Here is a 19,811-nt window from a genome sequence, read left to right on the forward strand (position 1 = left end):
CATGCGGTACGGGGATCTCATTCAGTTCGAGCCGATCGAGTCGGTCATTCAGCTGCTCGACGCCAACCGGCCCGATGAGGCAAAGAAGCTCGTCGCCACCTACGTCATTTCCGACGACATGGCCGAGCGGATCACCAAGCAGATGATCCCGCAGCTCTCGTTCGACGAATCGGTCGACCACAAGGGTGTGCTCGTGGTCGGCAACTACGGCACCGGTAAGTCACACTTGATGTCGGTGCTCTCGCTGATTGCCGAGGACGCTGCCTACGTCCCGATGATCCACCACCCCAAAGTCGCGGAGGCTGCCGGTTCGATCGCCGGCAAGTTCAAGGTGCACCGTATCGAGATCTCCAGCCAGATGTCCCTGCGCGACATCATCACGCAGGAGCTCGAGATCTTCCTGGAGAACCAGGGCGTCAGCTACGCATTCCCGCCGGCCGACAAAGTGGTCAACAACAAGGCCGCCTTCGAGGAAATGATGGCTGCTTTCGACGAGGTGCACCCCAACCATGGGGTCCTCCTCGTCGTTGACGAGTTCCTCGAATACCTGCGCTCCCGCAAGGACCACGATCTGGTGCTGGACCTGTCCTTCCTGCGCGAGATCGGCGAGGTCACCAAGCACCTGCGTTTCCGCTTCGTGGCCGGTGTGCAGGAAGCCATCTTCGACAGCAGCCGCTTCCAGCATGTCGCCGACAGCCTGCGTCGCGTGAACGAACGCTTCACCCAGGTCCTGCTTGCCCGCCAGGACGTAAGCTTTGTGGTGGCGGAGCGTCTGCTCAAGAAGTCGGCAGACCAGCAGCACAAGATCCGCACTTACCTCACGCCTTTCGCCAAGTTCTACAGCAACATGAACGAGCGGATGGATGAGTATGTCTGCCTGTTTCCTGTCCATCCGGACTACATCGGCACCTTCGAGCGGCTGATCTTCACCGAAAAGCGCGGCGCGTTGGTCACTTTGCGCGACCAGATCCAGGCTCTCCTGGATGAGGAGGTGCCGACCGATCGCCCCGGCCTGATCGGCTTCGACAAGTTCTGGGACACGGTCACCTCCAACTCGGTGCTGCGCTCGGACCCCAACATCGGCCCTGTGTTGAAGGTGGCCGAAGTGCTGGGTGAGCGGGTGCAAAAGGCCTTTACGCGCCCCGCTTACAAGGCGATGGCCATGCGGGTCATCAAGGGGCTGTCTGTCCACCGGCTGACGACCGGCGGCGACATCTACGTGCCGGTGGGCCCAACGGCCGAGGAACTGCGTGACACGCTTTGCCTGTACCAGCCCGGCATCGAGGATATGGGTGGTGAGCCCGCCGACGACCTGCTGACCGCCGTGCAGACGACCCTGCGTGAGATCGTCAAGACGGTCAATGGCCAGTTCATCTCCAAGGTGCCAGACACCGAGCAGTACTACCTCGACCTCAAAAAAGACATCGACTACGACGCCCAGATCGAGAAGCGCGCCGAAGCCCTGTCGGACGACGCGCTGGACCGCGCTTACTACAGCGCGCTCATGCAGATCATGGAACGCACCGATGAGCATGCCTACGTCACCGGCTACAAGATCTGGCAACACCAGGTCGAATGGCAGGAGCGCCGCGTGGAACGCAATGGGTACCTGTTCCTCGGTGCGCCCAACGATCGGCCGACTGCCCAGCCCGAGCGCGACTTCTACATTTACTTCATCCAGCCGTTCGAGCCACCTCGTTTCCGCGACAACAACAAAGCGGACGAGGTGTTCTTCCGGTTAAAGGGGCTGGATGACGTCATCAAGCACCATCTCAAGTTTTACGCCGCTGCCCAGGAGCTTGCTTCTACGGCCAGCGGCACTGCCAAGACCGTCTACCTGGACAAGGCCAGACGCGCCTTAAGCGACATGAGCAAGTGGCTGCAGGACAAGCAGATGACCGCCTTCGAAGTCACCTACCAGGGCAAGACCCGACGCCTTGCGGAATGGGCCAAAGGCGTGTCCATGCGCGACAAGCTCCGGTTGGGGCCGGATGATCGCGCCAACTTCCGCGACATCGTCAACGTCACAGCAAGTCTGGCCCTCGGCACCCACTTCGCGGATCTGGCGCCGGAGTACCCAACCTTCTCGGTGCTGGTCACCGAATCCAACCGCAAGCAGCTCATCACCCATGCCCTGCGGCGTCTGGCGGGCGGTCCCGCTACCCGTGACGCCATCGCCATCCTCGATGCGTTGGAGATGCTGGACGGCGATCGCATCGATCCCACACGCTCCAAATACGCCCAGGATGTGCTCAACCGGCTCAAGGCCAAAGGCCACGGGCAGGTGCTCAACCGTAGCGAGCTCATCAGCGGCGCCGCCGACGTTGAGTACTTCGCGCCGGTGCGTTTCCGCCTGGAACCTGACCTGCTCGTGGTGGTGCTGGCCAGCCTGGTCTACTCGGGTGACATCGTTCTGGCGATTACCGGCGACAAGATCGACGCCGGCAAGCTGTCGCAACTGGCCGAACGATCCTTGGACGACCTGATCCAGTTCAAGCACATCGAAGCGCCCAAGGAAATCAATGTCGCCCTGCTGCGATCGCTATTCGAGCTGCTGGGATTGCCTAGTGGCTTGGCTCAAATGGCGACTCAGGGCAAGGAGGAGTCGGTCAAGGAGCTGCTGGATGCGGTCGCCAAGTTGGTCAACCGCGTGCTGACCGTCGGCACCGACCTGCGGAATCGCCTCATCTTCTGGGGTCAATGCCTGCTGCGCGAAGAAGATCTGCGCGACAGACAACAGAGGCTGGAAGCACTCAAGAACTTCCTGGAGGGGCTGTCACCCTACAACACGATCGGCAAGCTCAAGAATCTGCACACCAACATCACCCAGGGCGACATCGAGACTCAGAAGAAGAACCTCGATGCGCTTGCCGCAGTGGAGAGACTGCGTGACCTGGCTGCCGAGCTGGGCCATGTTGCCGCTTACCTCTCCCAAGCCGAAATGGTGCTGCCCGGCGATCATCCCTGGGTACAGCAGGCACAGGCTGCCCGCAAGGACATTCTCGACAAGCTCGCCGAGGACAGCAGTGCGCAGTATGCCGCTGAATACCGCCAGCGTCTGGCCACGTTGAAGAAGGACTACATCACCGCCTACGTGGCGCAACACAGTAAGGCCCGGCTCGGCGTGGCAGAGGACAAGACCAAGTCCGCTCTGCGCAAGGATCTGCGCATGGTGACCCTGCGCGCCTTGGCTGGCATCTCGCTCATGCCCACCGGGCAGCTGACCACCTTCGAAGACAAGCTGGACCAGCTCAAGAGCTGCGCGTCTTTGGTCGAATCCGAACTCGCCGCCAGCCCGGTTTGCCCGCACTGTGGTTTTCGCCCCGCCAAAGAACAGGGCGACCTTCTGCCGGCCGCCAACGTGCTCAAGGCCCTGGACGACGAACTCGATCGTCTCCTGGAAGGGTGGCAGCGAACCCTGCTGGACAACCTAGATGACCCGATCATTCAAGCGAACTTCGAACTGCTGAAACCTTCGCAGCGTGACCTGATCAAGGGCTTCCTTGCGTCGAAAGCCTTGCCAGATTCGGTCACACCCGAGTTCGTCGCGGCCGCGCAGGAAGCGCTGTCGGGGCTGGAGAAGATCGCGGTCACGGGCGATGAGATCAAACATGCGCTTCTGCAAGGCGGTTCGCCAGCCACGCCGGACGACCTGCGCAAGCGCTTCGACACCTTCATGAACGAGCGCTGCAAGGGCAAGGATTCGACCAAGCTGCGCTTCGTGATCGAGTGAGACGTCGTGATCACCTGACCATGACAACAAGAATTTGATGAACGACTGATGAGTGATCTTTACCAAAATCACGTGGCCACGTCCGGCCCCGTTGAATGCCTCGGGCAAACGTTCCCGAGTGATGAGGCGCGCCGCGAGCACTACCTGAAGTTGCTTGCCGAGAAGCTCAAAGACCCGGAGTTCCGCAAGATCGAGGGCTTCCCCATCGGCTCGGACGAGGACATCCTGGCGCTGTCCGATCCGCCGTACTACACCGCCTGCCCGAACCCGTTCATTGCCGACTTCATCAAGCACTATGGCAAGCCCTATGACCCTTCGGTGAAGTACAGCCGCGAGCCGTTGGCCATCGACGTCTCGGTGGGCAAGACTGATCCGATCTACAAGGCGCATGCCTACCACACCAAGGTGCCGCACCTGGCCATCGTACCCTCGATCCTGCACTACACCGAGCCGGGCGACATCGTGCTCGATGGCTTCGCGGGCTCCGGCATGACCGGCGTCGCCGCGCAATGGTGCGCTTCCGCGCCTGCGGCGTACCGCCATGAACTGGAGACGGCCTGGAAAAAGGAGGGCCACCCGGCGCCGAAGTGGGGCGCGCGCCGCGTGATTTTGAATGATCTTTCACCGGCGGCCACCTTCATCGCCGCCAACTACACCCTCCCCTTCGATGTGGAGGCCTTCGCCAAGGCAGGGAAGCAGCTACTCGAGGAACTCGAGCAGGAAATCGGCTGGATGTATGAGACCTTGCACTCGGACGGCAAGACCAAGGGGCGCATTGAATATACCGTGTGGAGCGAGGTCTTCACTTGTCCGGAGTGCGCGGGCGAGGTGAACTTTCTGGAAGAAGCGCTGGATGAGGAGAGCAAGCGGGTGCATGACACCTTCCCGTGCCCCCATTGCGGCGCGGAACTCAACAAGGAACGGCTGGATCGCGTGCTGGAAAACCGGCTCGACCCGGCTACGGGTCAGCCGTGGCAGAGAGTGCGCTTCAAGCCGGTGCTGATTTCGTACATAGTGGGCAAGACGCGCCATGAAAAAGCGCCGGATGCCGACGACCTGGCCTTGTTGGCGAAGATCGAAGCCCTGCCGCTGCCCGCTGCCTTGCCCAAGGGGCGCTTCCCGATCGAGCAGATGTACCACGGCTCGCGGATCGCACCCAAAGGCTTCACCCATATCCACCACTTCTACCTGTCCCGCGCCGCGCAGGCGATGGGCCGGCTGTGGGCCAAGGCCCAAGCGCATCCCGATCCGCGTCTCCGGTCGTTTTTGCTGTTCATGGTGGAGCAGGCGGTTTGGGGGTTGTCGGTGTTGAACCGTTACCAGCCCATTCAGCAGGGCCGTCCTGGCGGCTCACAAGTCAATCGCCAGCTCACTGGCGTCTATTATGTCGCCTCGCAGCACGCCGAATGCAGCCCCTGGTACAACTTGGGCGGTAAGCTCGATCGACTGGTCAAGGCGTTTCGCAACGCCAAAGTCGGCGCTGGCAATACGGCAATCAGCACCGGCACCGCCGCGCGGCTGCCGCTGCCCGATGACTGCATCGACTACATCTTCACCGACCCGCCTTTTGGCGAGAACATCTACTACGCCGATCTGAACTTCCTGGTCGAGTCGTGGCATGGCGTCACGACCGATGCTCAGCCGGAAGCCATCATCGACCGCTTCAAGCACAAGGCGCTGCCCGACTACCAGCACCTGATGCAGCGCTGCTTTGCGGAATACCACCGCGTGCTCAAGCCGGGACGGTGGATGACGGTGGTCTTTTCCAACAGCAAGGCCGCCGTCTGGAACGCGATCCAGGTGGCCTTGCAGCGGGCGGGCTTCGTGGTGGCCGAGGTCACCGCGCTGGACAAGGTGCAGGGCAGCTACCGCCAGGTTACCTCCACCACGGCAGTCAAACAAGACCTGGTGATCTCTGCCTATAAACCCAACGGCGGGCTGGAGGAACGCTTCACCCGAACGGGCGCGACGGAGGAATCGGCCTGGGACTTCGTGCAAACCCACTTGAAGCAACTGGCGGTCACCAAGGTCAAGAACGGCGTCTTGGAGTTCATCGTCGAGCGCGATCCGCGCCGCATCTTCGACCGCATGGTCGCCTGGTACGTGCGCTACGACGCACCGGTGCCGCTCTCCAGTGACGAGTTTCTGGGCGGGCTGCGGAGTCGCTTCCCCGAGCGCGACGGCATGGTGTTCCTACCCGAGCAGGTGGCCGAATACGACAAGAAGCGCACACAGATGGCGCAGGCGCCGCAGATGGAGCTGTTCGTCTCCGACGAGCGCAGCGCGATTGATTGGCTCACCGATTTCCTGAGGCGTCGCCCATCGACTTACCAAGAGATCAGCCCTGAATTCATGAGGCAACTTGGCGCAGGATGGAAAAGGCACGAGGCCAAACCCGAGCTTTCGGCATTACTGGAAGACAATTTCCTCAAGTATGACGGCAGCGGTGACGTGCCCAGCCAAATCCACGGCTACCTATCGAGCAACTACAAAGATCTGCGCGGTCTGGAGAAGAACAGTCCGGCGCTGGTGGCCAAGGCCAAGGATCGCTGGTTCGTGCCGGATCCGAATAAGGCGCAGGATCTGGAAAAGAAACGCGAAAAGGCACTTCTGAAGGAGTTCGAGCAGTACCAGCAACACAGCGGCCGCAAGCTCAAGGAGTTCCGACTGGAAGTGCTGCGCGCGGGCTTCAAGGACGCGTGGAGCAGAAAGAACTACCAAACCATCATCAAGGTTGCCGAGAAGATTCCGGACGAGGCGTTGCAGGAGGATGAAAAGCTGCAGCTCTGGTATTCCCAGGTGCAGACCAGAACGGAGAAAAACTAAATGGCCATTATCGAAGGATTTCGTGTCCAGAACTTCCGAGCCTTGCGTGACGTATCGCTGGGCAAGTTATCGGGGGGCCAGGCTGGTGATCCCCTCACGCCATTTACTGTTGTGATTGGCAAGAACGGTGTCGGTAAGAGTTCACTGTTTGATGCCTTCGGGTTTGTCGCCGATTGCCTGACAACCGATGTCGAAACCGCTTGCGATATGAAGCAGCGCGGTGGTTTCGAACGCCTGCGATCCAAGGGCGTGAATGAACCGATGCGCTTCGAGATTTATTACCGCGAAGCGCCAAAGGAGCGGCCAATCACCTACGAACTGTCTATTGATCTGGATGGTTCTGGCCGTCCCTATGTGAAGTCTGAACTTCTGAAACAGCGTCGCAAGGGCCAATCGTATGGGCGCCCCTATCCTTTCTTGCGCCTAGATCGCGGTAAGGGCAAGGTCTGGGCGGGGGAAGAAGCCGTGGAAATTGAAGGCGAGGAGGATCGCACCCAAGCGGTGGTCGAGCTGACCGATCCGCGCCAGCTTGGGATCGCCACACTGGGCACGCTCAAGGAGCATCCGCGCATCAAGCGATTCCGCGATTTTTTGAAGGGCTGGTATCTGTCGTACTTCTATCCGGATGCCGCGCGCAGCCTGCCCAGCGCGGGACCGCAGCGGCATTTGAATGTGCATGGCGACAATATCGGTAATGTGGTGCAGTTTATGGAACGCGAGCATAAGGATCGCTTCAAGAGCATCCTGGCGCGGATTGCAAGCAAGATTCCGGGCATCGTCAGTATCGATACCGAGGTAACGACAGACAAGCGCGTGTTGTTGCGCTTCAACGATGGAGCTTTCGACGACCCTTTTTTCGCGCAGCAAATGTCGGATGGCACGCTAAAAGTGTTCGCTTATCTGCTGCTGCTTGAAGACCCGGAACCGCCACCATTCATCTGCATCGAGGAGCCGGAAAACGGGCTGTACCACAAGCTCCTGGAGTCGTTGGCGCAGGAATTCCGTACCCATGCCACGGGCAAGAAGAACGCGCCGCAGATTTTTGTGACCACGCATCAGCCGTATTTCGTGGATGCGCTGTCGCCGAAGGAGGTGTGGATTCTGGAAAAAGGTGAGGATGGGTTTTCGACCATACGCCGGGTGTCCGAGCTGGAAGTTGTCAAGAATCTGGTGGCCGAAGGCTTGCCTCTAGGCGGGCTTTGGTACAGCGACTATCTCGATGCGAGGTGAGCATGCACATCGAGATACTTGTGGAAGACAGCTCTGGAAAAAAGCTGCTTGAAGCGGTGCTGCCCAAATTGCTCGGGGAACAAGGCAATTCGCATAGCTGGCGCGTTCATGACTACAAGGGGTTAGGCCGGATCCCAAGGAACTTGAATCCAGGTGCAGACCCGACGAAGCGGATTCTGCTCGATCAGTTGCCGCGACTGTTGCAAGGCTATGGCAGAACACCCGGCATCGATGCGGTAGTCGTCGTCCTGGACACCGACAAACGAAATTGCGTTGATTTCCTCGCGGAACTCAGTGCGCTGGCTGCGGGTTGCAATCCCGCACCGAACACGCTGTTCCGTTTGGCCATTGAGGAAGTGGAGGCCTGGTATCTGGGAGACAGGCAGGCCTTGGAAAGTGCGTATCCACGCGCCAAGGCAGATGTGCTGAACAGGTATGTTCAAGATAGCGCTTGTGATACGTGGGAACTGCTCGCCGATGCGGTGTATCCGGGCGGTTTAGTCGCCATCAAGAAGGTAGGCTGGCCATTGCCAGGGCAAATCAAACACGAATGGGCGGAGAGGATCGGCCCCTTGCTTGACCCGGATCGCAATGTGTCGCCCAGCTTCGGCAAGCTGTGTGACGGCCTGCGTCGTCTGGTCGCGGAGGCTGTTTGAGCATGAACCATGACGAATTGCTGGCACGACTGAACGGCATCGAATGGAACGACTTCGAGTACAAGCGGGTGCTGCGTGGTGTGCCGGAAGATGCTTACAAGACGGTGTCTGCCTTTGCCAACACGGCGGGCGGCTGGCTGGTGTTTGGCGTCAGCGAAGTCAATGGCCGCCTGGAAGTGACTGGTGTCGAGGAGCCCGACAAGGTCCAGAACGATTTTCTGGCGGTATTGCGCGGCGGGCAGAAGCTCAACCGGGTGATTGCGGTGGCAGCGCATCGCTTCGAGATCGACGGCAAGCACGTGTTCGCATTCCATGTGCCGGGAGCGTCGCGGGCCGACAAGCCGGTTTATCTCAAGGGCGATCCTCGCCAAAGCGACGTCCGCCGGGGCGCGGGCGATGAGCAGTGCACCCAGAGCGAGCTCGAGCGTTTCCTGCGCGATGCCGCGCAGGAGCGCTATGACGGCATGGCGCTCCCTGATATCCCCGTGGATCGCTGCTTCGACCTGGCGACGGTCGAGTGGTATCAGGCGCAGTTCGCCCGGCGCAATCCTGAACATCCGGAGATCGCCGATCCGATCGGATTTCTGCTGAACTGGAACTTCATTGTCGAGCAGGGTGGGCAGATGCTACCCACCCGTGCAGGGGTGCTGCTGTTCGGCGATGGGCGCTATGTGCGGCAGATTCTGCCGAGGCCGGTGTTGGATTATCAGCGTATCGATACGCCCTTCGACCAGTGGTCGGCAGCGCAGCGCTGGCATGACCGTTATGTGTTTGAAGAAAACATTTTTCAGACCTGGCAGGGGCTAGTGTCGCGCTACATGCGCATTGCCGAGCACCCGTTTTCACTCGACCCGAGCACGCTGCGCCGCAATGACGACCCGCCGGATTACTTGGCGTTTCGTGAAGCGGCCATCAACCTGCTGATCCATCAGGACTACGGCGATCATGGCCGCAAGGCCTCCATTCGCCTGTTCACCGATCGCACCATCTTCTGGAACCCCGGCGATGCCTTCGCAACCGAGGCGGAGCTGTTGGACCCCACCGAGAAGGAGGTGCGCAACCCGTCCATTGTGAAGGCGTTTCGCCGGATCGGCTTGTCCGACCAGGCCGGGACGGGCATCCGCGCCATCTTCCGCAATTGGCAGGATCTCGGGCGCATACCGCCGCAGTTGCGAAACGACAAGGCACGCAAGGAGTTCGAGCTGGTGTTGCTCAACTCGCCGCTGGTCACCGAGGCGATGCAGCGGTTCCGTCAGGCCATCGGGGTCAACCTGGAGCGGGAACAGGCAGACGTGCTGGCGCTGGCCCTGGGGCAGCCGGAAGGCGAGCGCATCAGCCTGACCGATATTCGCGGGCTGGGGATCAGCACGACCCAGCAGGCGAAACAGATCGCCGACTTCCTGGTTCGTCAGCAGTTGCTCCAGCCGGTCGGCGAAACCCTGTTCGAGGTGCCGGAGGCTCTGCGGCGGAGATTCGCCCAAGCGGCCGAGCAAGCCGCCCCGCAAGTCACCCCCCATGTCACCCCCCAAGTGACCCCGCAAGTCTCCCCCCAAGTCCTGGCGCTACTGGCGAAGGTATCCGGGGAGATGGCGCGCCAGGAACTGATGGAGGCTCTGGGGCTGAAAGACCGTAAGCACTTCGCGATGCCTACCTCCAGCCGGCCCTGGATGCGGGCGTGCTGGAAATGACGATTCCCGACAAGCCGCAGAGCAGCAAGCAGCGGTACCGCTTGACCGCGTTGGGACAGGCGTCGCTCAAGCGGGAGGGCGCATGAGCGGTGGCTTCGGCATCGGCGATTGGTGCTGGCATGCCCGGCAGGCGTCCCCCTGCCGGATAATCGACCGCCAGGACGTGTGGGGGGAGGTCTTCTTTCGCATCTGGCTGCCGGCCAAGGACGCCGTGATGCGTGCCCGCGCCCAGGACCTGGGCGAACTGACCAGTGTGCGTCCGACGGTGGAGCAGATCCTGCATACGGCGGCTGCGGCCAAGCTGCTCGACGCGCTCGAAGACAACCTGCTGCTGGCGCCGATCCAGTCCAGCGTGGTGCCGCTGCCGCACCAGCTCTACGCGCTGAACCGGGCCATGAGCCGTGATCGCATCCGCTACCTGCTGGCCGATGAGGTGGGCCTGGGCAAGACCATCGAGGCGGGCTTGATCCTGCGCGAGTTGAAGCTTCGCGGCATGGTGCGGCGGGTGCTGGTGGTGGCACCGAAAGGTCTGGTGCGTCAGTGGCAGGCCGAAATGCGGCTGCACTTTGGCGAGCACTTCCGCCACCTCGAGACATCGGACTTGGCGGCCTTTCGCCAGTGGCGAGATGACGACTCGAAACCTGACGATAACCTCTGGGGCATGCACGATCAGGTGATCGTTTCGCTCGACTCGGTCAAGCCCATTGAAGGGCGTCGCGGCTGGAGCGTGGAGCAGCTCGCTACTTACAACCGTGAGCGATTCGAGGACCTGATTTCGGCCGGTTGGGACCTAGTGATCATTGACGAGGCCCATCGCCTCGGCGGCAGCACCGAGCAGGTGGCCCGCTACAAGCTGGGCGCCGCGTTGGCAGAGGCCGCGCCCTATCTGCTCTTGCTGTCCGCGACGCCGCACCAGGGCAAGACCGACCAGTTCATGCGGCTGATGCAGTTGCTGGACCGTGAGACGTTTCCAAACGAAAGCAGCATCGACCGTGACCGAGTGCGCCCGTTCGTGATCCGAACCGAGAAGCGGGCCGCCATCGACGCGGAGGGCCAGCTGCTGTTCAGGCCCCGGTCCACGCGATTGCATGCCGTGGCGTGGCAGGAACGACATGCCGCTCAGCAACGGCTCTACGAGGCGGTCACGGACTACGTCCGGCACGGGTACAACCAGGCGATGGCCGCCAAGCAGCGGCACATCGGCTTCCTGATGATCCTGATGCAACGCCTGGTGACGTCCAGTACAGCCGCCATCCGCGCCACCCTGGAGAAGCGCCAGGCCCTGTTGGATTCGCCCCAGGCGCAGCCACACCTGTTCGAGGCGGTGGACCCGGATGAATGGGCAGAACTCGACGGCCAGTCCCAGCTCGACATTGCCCTGCAGGCCAGCGGCTGGGAGCGGGAGAAATCCGAAGTCGAGATGTTGCTGGATCTCGCTCGCGAAACCGAGCGACAGGGGACGGATGCCAAGGCGGAAGCGCTGCTTGAGCTGATCTACAAACTCCAGCAGGAGGAAAAGGACCCGCAGCTCAAGGTGCTGGTCTTTACCGAGTTCGTTCCCACCCAGGCCATGCTGGCGGGGTTCCTGGAGAGCCGGGGCTTTTCGGTGGCGCTGCTCAATGGCGGTATGGACCTGGACGCGCGCACCCGTGCACAGCAGTCCTTCTCACGCGACGTGAGGGTGCTGGTTTCCACCGACGCAGGCGGCGAGGGCCTGAACCTCCAGTTCTGCCACGTCATCGTCAACTTCGACATGCCGTGGAACCCGATGCGGATTGAGCAGCGCATTGGCCGGGTGGACCGCATTGGGCAGAAGCACGTTGTTCGCGCTATCAACTTCGTGCTCGAAGACACTGTGGAGCATCGAGTGCGCCAGGTGTTGGAGGCAAAGCTCGAGGTCATCGCGCAGGAGTTTGGCGTCGACAAGGCGTCCGACGTGATGGATTCTGTCGAGGCCGACCCGATCTTCGACGAGCTGTTCGTGCATGGTCTGCAGAACCCGGATGCAATTGAACAGGAGTGCGACGCGGTGGTGTCGCAGCTGCGATCCACACTGGCGGAGTCGAAGAAGAACAGCGACCTGCTCGCCACAGAGCACGATCTGGACGCCATTGAAGCCCGCAAATGGCGCGACCACCCAGCGCAGTTTTGGCTGGAGCGCGCCATCACTAGTGGGTTGGCTGCGAGAGGAGGCTCTGCAACGAAGGTTGGGAAGGCGTGGCGAGTGAAGTGGGCGGACGGCAGCGAGTCAGCAAAGGCCTGTTTTGACGCCCGCACGGCGGACGAAAACCCGGAGTTGGAATGGGTCACGATGGAAGACCCGCGCGCCCGCGCCATCATCAGCGAACTGCCGCGCTTTGTTGCCGGCCAGCCGCTGCCGGTGATCCGCGCGACCGGCTTGCCGGAGTCGGTTCGCGGCATCTGGTCGCTGTGGGAGATCAGTCTGGCGGCTGAAGGCTTGAGCCGGAAGCGCTTCCTGCCGGTGTTCATCAACGAGGAAGGCCGGCCCTTCGTGCCGACCGCCAAGCGCGTATGGGATCTGCTGCTAACTGAAACCGTGGATGTGCATGCCGTGACCGGCGCCGAGGAGTCGGTGAAGTGGTTCGAGGCATCGCATGCGGCTGCCAGCACCCAAGGTGAGCGGATCTTCACCGAATTGCTGACAGAACACCGCGCCCGGTTGAAGGAAGAACGCGAACGTACGGTCTATGCGTTCGAGGCCCGAGGCCAGGCCATTGGACGAATCGGCCTGCCCGCCGTGCGCGAGCACCGGCGCAAGCGACTGCAACAAGAACACGATGCACGCGTGGCCGCCCTGGACGACATGGAGGCCAGCATGCCGGATTTGAATGCCGTGATGATGGTGCGCGTCTCCGGTGATGTGATACCCGGAGGACAGGTGGGATGAGCCAGTGGTCAGAACGCATTCTCAGCCACTTCACGGCCGATCTCACCCGACTCTGGGTGGCGTGCGACCCTGATGATGTGTTGCTCGACGAGAGGCTGTTGATCGAGCTGCGCGGTCGCGGTTTCGAGGTGATGCTGTACGAGGACCCGTTTGCCTTCCGCGCGGAGTATGAGGAGCGTTACCGCGCCGCATGGGATCGCGGTGAGCAAGGGCCAGCGCCTTCGCTGGTTCTGCATCTGCGAAGCGCCGACGCGAATGAATTGCCGTGGGACATCGTGCATCACGGTCGTGTGGTGCGTCTCAGCCTTGCAGAGCTATTCCCGAAGCTGGCTTACAGCGCGGTACAACAAGTCGAGCCGGAGCATTTTGCCGGGCTGTTTCATGCCCACCAGACCGAATTGCAGTCAGCGCGCGGCGAGAACGAGTCCAAGGACTTCATTCTCGAACACGTCTACCAACTGACGCCGAGATCCATTCGCAACCCGGTCGACTTCTGGCGCGAGCTGCTGCGAATGCACTTCGCCAACCGCTCGTTGCCACCCCTGTTCGCCCAGCACGCGGCAAGCATCATCCAAGGCAAGGGACTGTTCCCGGATCAGCCCGTCGCCACATGGCTGGCATCCAAGAGCGCGCTGCTGCGCGTGGTACAGGATGCGTGGTATCGCTACCTGACGACCCTGGGTCTTGATGGCACGCGTACAGGGGAGCCGCCACCACCAGACTACGTCGCCAAGATCGAGATTCCGTTCGATCATTCCGATGTGCAGGTGCTGGTCGACTCCATGTTCCTCGACGGCAGTTTGCATCCGCTGGCGGTCCATAGTGTTCCGGCGGGGATGCCGAGTTGGATCAAGGCCGGCATTGTTCAGGACCCGGCGGCACTGCAGGCATTGGTGCTCAAAGGTATCGATGGCCTGATCGAGACGACGCCAACGGCGGCCTCTTCGCACAAGGACTGGAGCGAGTTCGCCAAACGCTACGGTGAGATTCTGGCTCGCACGCATGGTCTGCCAGGCACTGAAGGCAGCGAACACCTGCCGTTGATTCGGGAACGGATCAAGACCTTGCAGGCGCAATCAGACGAGGGTCTGCGGCAATGGTTGACCAAGCACTATGCCGACCTGCCTTCGCTGCCTGTCACCAAAGGGCCGGTCATGGTGCACCACGTGCCGCGCTTTTTGCGCCATCGGCGGTCCGCAGGGGAAACCAATGTGGCTCTACTGGTCTTCGACGGGCTGGCCTTCGATCAGTGGGTGCAGATCCGCGAGCGCCTGATCGCCACCACGAAACGTTTCGCGTTCGACGAGGGAACCGCGTTTGCATGGCTGCCGACCGTGACATCGGTGTCGCGCCAGGCGCTGTTCTCCGGCCTGAAACCGCGAGAGTTCGACGACTCCATCGACAGGACGGACAAGGAGGAATCCTTGTGGAAGACGTTCTGGCAGAACGAAGGCGTCAACTCGAATGAGGTGATGTATCGACGTGCGCTGCGTCAGACCCATCAGCTCGACGCACTGGAAGCGGATTTGATCGACCGGCGCCCGAAGGTGGTGGGCCTGGTCATCGATGAGGTGGACGATCGGCTCCACAAGGAGCGGTCCAAGAAAGACGTGGCGATGTGGATCGGGAACTGGTTGACGACCGGTTTCGTCGACCGGCTGTTCTCGCTGCTGCTGGACAAGGGATACCACATCTATCTCACGGCGGACCACGGCAACGTGGAGTCCACCGGTGTCGGCAGGCCCAGCCAGGGCGTGATTGCAGAGACGCGCGGGGAGCGCGTTCGGGTCTACCGGAGTGAGCCATTGCTGGCCGATTCCGCTGCGGCCTATCCCACCACAGTCAGGTTGGACATCGCTGGACTACCCGCGAACTTCATGCCCCTATTCGCAGGCGGACGAACCGCCTTTGTACCGGAGGGCGAGCAGGTGGTGGTCCACGGCGGGGTGTCGGTCGAAGAGTTGATCGTGCCCTTTGTGAAAGTCAGTTATGTGATTGGTACCGAATGAATTCATCAGCCCCAAAAATAGGCTTTGATCGTTTCATTCAGCTTGATTGGGCGGCTGCGGCACTGAATGTTCGTGCAGGCGTGGCTGGGCTAGATGATCTGAATGCACTGCTTGATGCAGCCGAACTTGGCGTGGAAGCCAAGAAAAAAACACGCACCGTACTGAATCGGTTGTGGCTGGAGCCACGCGCCGAACTGGTCGATTACGCGGATCGCGGCGTGGCCATCCACCAGACGCAGCCGGACATTCCCGTCTCAGCGCTGTGCTGGGGCATGTCCGTGGCGACGTACCCGTTTTTTGGCAAAGTGGCCGAGCTGGTGGGCCGCCTGTCCGCCATTCAGGGCGACTGCGCGTCCGCCGAGGTCCATCGGCGCATGAGTGAAACCTATGGGGAGCGCGAAGGCACCCGGCGTATGACCAACATGGTCATCCAGAGCCAGGCGAGCTGGGGCGCCGTGGAGCGGGTCGAGAAAGGCAAGCGCGTCATTCGCTTGCCCCAGACGAGCATCGACAACGATGCGCTCACTGCTTGGCTGATCGAAGCAGCTGTGCGCTACGCCGGCAAGCCCGTTTCAGTGCCCAGCCTGCAGTCGCTGCCCGTGCTGTTCCCGTTCAACTTGACGCGGCCTCTGGCCTACGTGGTGTCGAACAGCCCGAACCTCGACCTCCGGTCGGAGGGACCGAGTAATCAGTTTGTCGCGTTGCGCGCCACCCTTTGAGGACAGACATGAATACAAAAACGTTCACCGATGGCCTCAGATCGTAACGCCTGCCGCAGCGGCTGCGGGGGATTTTTCAACGGCCTGCTAAGGGCCAGCCGGTCGAGGTCTTCGACCCACAAAAGGCCTTGATCGCCGCAGTTCTCAATGCGTTCAAGAACCGTGGCGGACTCGTGCAGCAGGTCGGGGGTGGTGGGGGTTTGGACGGTCGTTTTCATGTTTGCTACTCCTCGCGCGAGGTGGGTATGCAGCCGGCGCGCCGCGCATCGCGCCGGCAGTTTGGTTATTCGGCTTCGGCTTCTCCCTCGGTAGCCCAGGACGCCTGCTCCGCCTGCCAGCCCAGCCAATTGGGGTCGCCCGGATCTGAGCCGTCGGGCGGTGTCCACGGGGCCTCACCAACCGTTTCCGTTTCGGCCGTGGCCGCGTCGGCCTGGGCATGCTCTTCTTCGCCGGGCATCACCCTGTCAAGCCAACGTGCAGCAGGGTCGAGGTGGTCGGCAGGGTTTTCGGGAGGGCCTTCGGCGGCTTCGAAAGCCCTCTCACGTGCGTTTTCGTGCTCAAATTCACAAAAACCCTGCAGGTTTTGGATCTCGTCACGCATGACTTGCGCGGCCGAGGCCGACCGGGCAGCCTCGCGCAGTTGCATCGCCCACTCGGGCACGTCGCGCGGGTCAGGTATCGGCGCTTCGTCGGGTGGCATTCCGGCCGAATCGGCGCGGTCATGGAGGTACGCCCACGCCAGAATCTCGGCGTCGGAGGGATCTTTACGGCCGCGCGTGAAATGCGACCGGTCGAACCATGCCGCGGCGTGGGCTCGCGCCGCTTGGGCGCGTTCGGGATTGGGATTGGTGCTCATAGTTTCGTTCTCCTGCGAGGCCTTGGACGGGGCGGCTGCGCGGGCCTCAGATCGCGCGGTCGGGGAAGTGACTTGTGCCTGTGCGGAGGGCTCAACATCCACCTGGAAGTCGGCCACGTCCTCGTGCGGCGCGGCCTCGCCGAGCTTCGCGGCGGCGGCCTGGAGCATCTGCATTGGGGTCATTGCCATGTCGCCGTCGATCTCGACGCCGGCCAACGCGGCGAGGCGCTCGAGATCCGACGCGACGAGGACCAGATACGCCGAGTCCTTGTGGCGGGTCCCCTGCACGTAGGCCAGGAGCTTGTCTAGGTTGCCGCCGCACGCGAGGTTGTAGGTGTGCAGCACGCTCGCGCCTTGTGACTTATGGACAGAGACGGCATAACCTCGTTCGAGCCGCGAGGGATCGAAGACGTCGCCCTGCAAGGTGACGGTGCGGCCGTTGTCGAGGGCGATGGTGATGAGCTGCGCATCAACGTGCAGGACCGTGCCGAGCTGGCCGTTCTTCACGTCGGCCTCGCGGCTGTTCTTGCGCACGAGCACACGGTCACCGACGGCATACTCGCGGGGTCCGTCGGCCCACCGGACCGATGGTCCTTCGAGCATCCCGCCCGACAGCATGCTCTGGCGGGTGTTGGCGCCGATGCAATTCTGAACCACCGTGCCGACGCAATTGTGAGCCAGGGGTGGAAGCCGGTTTGTTGTTGCCCGGCTGTGAATCAGTGTAGAGGTTTGCCTTGGTCGTGGTCTCCTTCGTTGGTGGGTTGATGCCGAGAGGGAAGCTGCGCAGGGCGTCGCCCGGAGCGGCTTCCCTCTCGGCTGCGTCAGTCACTTGGCATTGCTGTCTGCGCGGCCTTGCGAGCCTGTTCGCGCGCCTTGATCCGAGTCTTGGCCTCAGCGGTGCTGCGCAGGAAGCGGATCGAGTCGTTGCCGGTTTCGACGATGTGGCAGTGGTGGGTCAACCGGTCGAGTAACGCCGTCGTCATCTTCGCGTCGCCGAACACGCTGGACCATTCGGCGAAGTCCAGATTGGTCGTGATCATCACGCTGGTGTGCTCATAGAGCTTGCTCAGCAGATGGAACAGTAGCGCGCCGCCAGCCTGGCTAAACGGCAGGTAGCCCAGTTCATCGAGGATCACCAGATCCAGCCGCAGCAAGCTGGCAGCGATGCGTCCAGCCTTGCCCTGAGCCTTCTCCTGCTCCAGTGCATTGACCAGGTCGACGGTTGAATAAAAGCGCACACGCTTGCCATGCTGCGTGATGGCGGACACGCCAATGGCTGTGGCCAGATGCGTCTTCCCCGTGCCCGGGCCGCCCACCAGGACCGCATTGTGGGCGGCCTCGGTGAACGTGGTCTCGGCAAGCAGCGCGATGAGCTTGCGGTCGATTGGTGAGACGTCGAAGTCGAAACCGGCCAAGTCCCGGTGCATCGGGAACTTCGCCGTATGCATCTGGTAGTTCACAGAGCGCATGGCGCGATCGGTCACCTCGGCCTGCAGCAGGTGTTCGAGTAGCCAGCGGCTGCTGGCGGCTTCCGAACGGTCTCCTTGCTCGGTCAGGTCGGCCCACGCTCCAGCCATGCCATGCAGCCGCAACTGCCTGAGTTCCACAGCGAGGTCACGCATGGTCCGCTCCCTCGTCGCAGGTCCGCAGGGCGTCATATCGCGCGGTATTGGCGATGGGCACGATGTTGACCTGCAGTGTCGTGGCCGCGTTCTGTGGCACGACCGTGGGCGTCAGTCGGCCCAGCACGTTGATCACATGTTCCACGCTGACGCGCCCCGATGGCGGCGCGTTCTCCAGGGCCAACTCCGCAGCGACGAGCACAGCGTCCAGTCCAGCGGTGGGCACAATCGCCAGCACTTGCGCCATGATGCGGTCGCCCCCTGCCGTGCGGAGAAGGCTGCGCCGCAAGCGCTGCAGTGGCTCGGGCATGTCGGCGAAGGGTGCCCCATTGCGCAGGGCGCCCGGCTTTCTCTGCACCAGCGGCACGTAGTGCTGCCAGTCGTAGCGGGTCTCACCCGCATTGCTCAGCCGCGCATGGCGCGCGACCTCCTTGTCGTCGGCAACGATCACCACCTGGCCGGGATACAGCCGCGTGCTGACGATCTGCCCGGCCCACTCGCTGGGCACCGAGTAGCGGTTGCGCGCCACCGACACGAGGCAGGTGCTGGACACGCGCGCGGGCTTCTCCACATAGCCGTCGAATGACATCGTCATTGGCAGCAGGTGCGGACGTTCGAGGTCGAGCATCTCGGCCACCGTGAACTGGTCGTGCTCGGGATGTCGCACCTCATCCCACAGCGCCCGGCAGCGATCGCCCAGCCACGCGTTGAGCTCGGCAAAGCTACCGAATCGCTCCTTGGCGGCTTGAATCCAGATGCGCCTGCGGCTGTCCTGCACGTTCTTCTCAACGACCCCCTTCTCCCAGCCAGAGGCCACGTTGCAGAAGTCCGGGTCATAGAGGTAGTGTGCGCACATCACAGCGAACCGCGCGTTGACCACCCGACCCTTGCCCTTGCGGACCTTGTCCACGGCGGTCTTCATGTTGTCGTAGATGCCGCGCCGAGCCACGCCACCCAGCGCCGCAAAGCAGCGTGTGTGCGCATCGAACAGCATCTCGTGACCCTGGCTCGGGTAGGCCACCAGCCAGAAGGCACGGCTGGCACATAGCTTCATGTGGGCCACCTGCACCCGGTAGTAGATCCCGCCGACCACCAGCCCCTCTTCGCTCCAGTCAAACTGGAATGCCTCACCCAACTCAAAGCGCAGCGGAACGAACGCCTTGCCGCCGGACTCTTGGCCGGCGGCTCGCCGCCATGCACGAATGAAGTCCGTCACGCGGCTGTAGCTCCCCGTGTAACCCGCCGCCTTGATCTCGGCGAACAACGCCTGCGCCGTGCGCCGCTCCTGCGGCGGCCGCCTCGCATCCACTTTGAGGGCCAGCTTGATGCTGTCCTCAAACGGCGTGAGCTTGCACGCCTGCGCCGTGCGCTGATACTTCGGTGGCTCTGGCACCTCGCCGTGCAACCACTTGCGCACGGTGTTGCGCGATAGGCCCGTCTTGCGCGCAATCTCGCGCTCGCTGAGATGGTCCCGGCGGTGTAGTCGCCGAATCTTGCCGATCATGTCCATGGTGATCATTCCTGCTGTCCCCCACCGCACAGAAATGCAGCAGGGTAGGTCGAA

13 protein-coding genes are annotated in these 19,811 nt (G+C 62.1%); 9 read left to right on the plus strand and 4 right to left on the minus strand.

The features are described 5' to 3' along the window. Position 1 precedes the first annotated feature (1 nt). From ACZ47F_RS12370 to ACZ47F_RS12410, 9 genes are read left to right on the plus strand one after another with little or no spacing between them, the layout of a single operon-like run. Entirely contained in the window at positions 2-3,733 is a 3,732-nt protein-coding gene (locus ACZ47F_RS12370) for a DUF6079 family protein (protein WP_464924991.1), read from the plus strand. A gap of 48 nt (positions 3,734-3,781) precedes the next feature. Next, positions 3,782-6,559, plus strand: coding sequence for a DNA methyltransferase (locus tag ACZ47F_RS12375; RefSeq protein WP_464924992.1), 2,778 nt, complete (start codon positions 3,782-3,784; stop codon positions 6,557-6,559). Beyond that, on the plus strand, positions 6,560-7,789 hold the full coding sequence (locus ACZ47F_RS12380) for an AAA family ATPase (protein WP_464924993.1): 1,230 nt from the start codon (positions 6,560-6,562) through the stop codon (positions 7,787-7,789). Positions 7,790-7,791: 2 nt separating this feature from the next. Continuing rightward, complete coding sequence (locus ACZ47F_RS12385; protein WP_464924994.1) at positions 7,792-8,445, plus strand: DUF4276 family protein; 654 nt, start codon at positions 7,792-7,794, stop codon at positions 8,443-8,445. 2 nt (positions 8,446-8,447) lie between these two features. Then, positions 8,448-10,133, plus strand: a complete 1,686-nt coding sequence (locus tag ACZ47F_RS12390) for an RNA-binding domain-containing protein (protein WP_464924995.1) — start codon at positions 8,448-8,450, stop codon at positions 10,131-10,133. Then, positions 10,130-10,219 (plus strand): Fic family protein, encoded by a 90-nt coding sequence (locus ACZ47F_RS12395; protein ID WP_464924996.1) that lies wholly within the window; start codon positions 10,130-10,132, stop codon positions 10,217-10,219. Before ACZ47F_RS12390 ends, ACZ47F_RS12395 begins: the two co-directional genes overlap by 4 nt. After that, positions 10,216-13,041 (plus strand): DEAD/DEAH box helicase, encoded by a 2,826-nt coding sequence (locus ACZ47F_RS12400; RefSeq protein WP_464924997.1) that lies wholly within the window; start codon positions 10,216-10,218, stop codon positions 13,039-13,041. Before ACZ47F_RS12395 ends, ACZ47F_RS12400 begins: the two co-directional genes overlap by 4 nt. Next, positions 13,038-15,050, plus strand: a complete 2,013-nt coding sequence (gene pglZ, locus ACZ47F_RS12405) for a BREX-3 system phosphatase PglZ (protein ID WP_464924998.1) — start codon at positions 13,038-13,040, stop codon at positions 15,048-15,050. Before ACZ47F_RS12400 ends, pglZ begins: the two co-directional genes overlap by 4 nt. Next, positions 15,047-15,769 (plus strand): hypothetical protein, encoded by a 723-nt coding sequence (locus ACZ47F_RS12410; RefSeq protein ID WP_464924999.1) that lies wholly within the window; start codon positions 15,047-15,049, stop codon positions 15,767-15,769. The genes pglZ and ACZ47F_RS12410 overlap by 4 nt, the downstream gene beginning before the upstream one ends. On the opposite strand, the gene ACZ47F_RS12415 is transcribed toward ACZ47F_RS12410, so the two are convergent. The 4 genes from ACZ47F_RS12415 to istA all read right to left on the minus strand — a co-directional run bounded on the left by ACZ47F_RS12415 (position 15,739) and on the right by istA (position 19,757). Then, positions 15,739-15,987 (minus strand): hypothetical protein, encoded by a 249-nt coding sequence (locus ACZ47F_RS12415; RefSeq protein WP_464925000.1) that lies wholly within the window; start codon positions 15,985-15,987, stop codon positions 15,739-15,741. The two genes, ACZ47F_RS12410 and ACZ47F_RS12415, sit on opposite strands and share 31 nt — an antisense overlap. Before the next feature lie 65 nt (positions 15,988-16,052). Further along, on the minus strand, positions 16,053-17,243 hold the full coding sequence (locus tag ACZ47F_RS12420; protein ID WP_464925001.1) for a hypothetical protein: 1,191 nt from the start codon (positions 17,241-17,243) through the stop codon (positions 16,053-16,055). A gap of 203 nt (positions 17,244-17,446) precedes the next feature. Beyond that, a complete protein-coding gene (istB, locus tag ACZ47F_RS12425; RefSeq protein WP_464924246.1) occupies positions 17,447-18,247 on the minus strand; it encodes an IS21-like element helper ATPase IstB in 801 nt (266 codons plus the stop codon). After that, positions 18,240-19,757, minus strand: a complete 1,518-nt coding sequence (istA, locus tag ACZ47F_RS12430) for an IS21 family transposase (RefSeq protein ID WP_464926573.1) — start codon at positions 19,755-19,757, stop codon at positions 18,240-18,242. Before istA ends, istB begins: the two co-directional genes overlap by 8 nt. Positions 19,758-19,811: the final 54 nt, after the last annotated feature.

The organism is Thiomonas islandica (genome assembly GCF_055383445.1).

Bases quoted from the DNA above. Each gene is read 5' to 3' on its own strand.
- ACZ47F_RS12370 (WP_464924991.1), top strand. From the start codon at position 2: ATGCGGTACGGGGATCTCATTCAGTTCGAGCCGATCGAGTCGGTCATT.
- ACZ47F_RS12375 (WP_464924992.1), top strand. From the start codon at position 3,782: ATGAGTGATCTTTACCAAAATCACGTGGCCACGTCCGGCCCCGTTGAA.
- ACZ47F_RS12380 (WP_464924993.1), top strand. From the start codon at position 6,560: ATGGCCATTATCGAAGGATTTCGTGTCCAGAACTTCCGAGCCTTGCGT.
- ACZ47F_RS12385 (WP_464924994.1), top strand. From the start codon at position 7,792: ATGCACATCGAGATACTTGTGGAAGACAGCTCTGGAAAAAAGCTGCTT.
- ACZ47F_RS12390 (WP_464924995.1), top strand. From the start codon at position 8,448: ATGAACCATGACGAATTGCTGGCACGACTGAACGGCATCGAATGGAAC.
- ACZ47F_RS12395 (WP_464924996.1), top strand. From the start codon at position 10,130: ATGACGATTCCCGACAAGCCGCAGAGCAGCAAGCAGCGGTACCGCTTG.
- ACZ47F_RS12400 (WP_464924997.1), top strand. From the start codon at position 10,216: ATGAGCGGTGGCTTCGGCATCGGCGATTGGTGCTGGCATGCCCGGCAG.
- pglZ (WP_464924998.1), top strand. From the start codon at position 13,038: ATGAGCCAGTGGTCAGAACGCATTCTCAGCCACTTCACGGCCGATCTC.
- ACZ47F_RS12410 (WP_464924999.1), top strand. From the start codon at position 15,047: ATGAATTCATCAGCCCCAAAAATAGGCTTTGATCGTTTCATTCAGCTT.
- ACZ47F_RS12415 (WP_464925000.1), bottom strand. From the start codon at position 15,987: ATGAAAACGACCGTCCAAACCCCCACCACCCCCGACCTGCTGCACGAG.
- ACZ47F_RS12420 (WP_464925001.1), bottom strand. From the start codon at position 17,243: ATGCTGTCGGGCGGGATGCTCGAAGGACCATCGGTCCGGTGGGCCGAC.
- istB (WP_464924246.1), bottom strand. From the start codon at position 18,247: ATGCGTGACCTCGCTGTGGAACTCAGGCAGTTGCGGCTGCATGGCATG.
- istA (WP_464926573.1), bottom strand. From the start codon at position 19,757: ATGGACATGATCGGCAAGATTCGGCGACTACACCGCCGGGACCATCTC.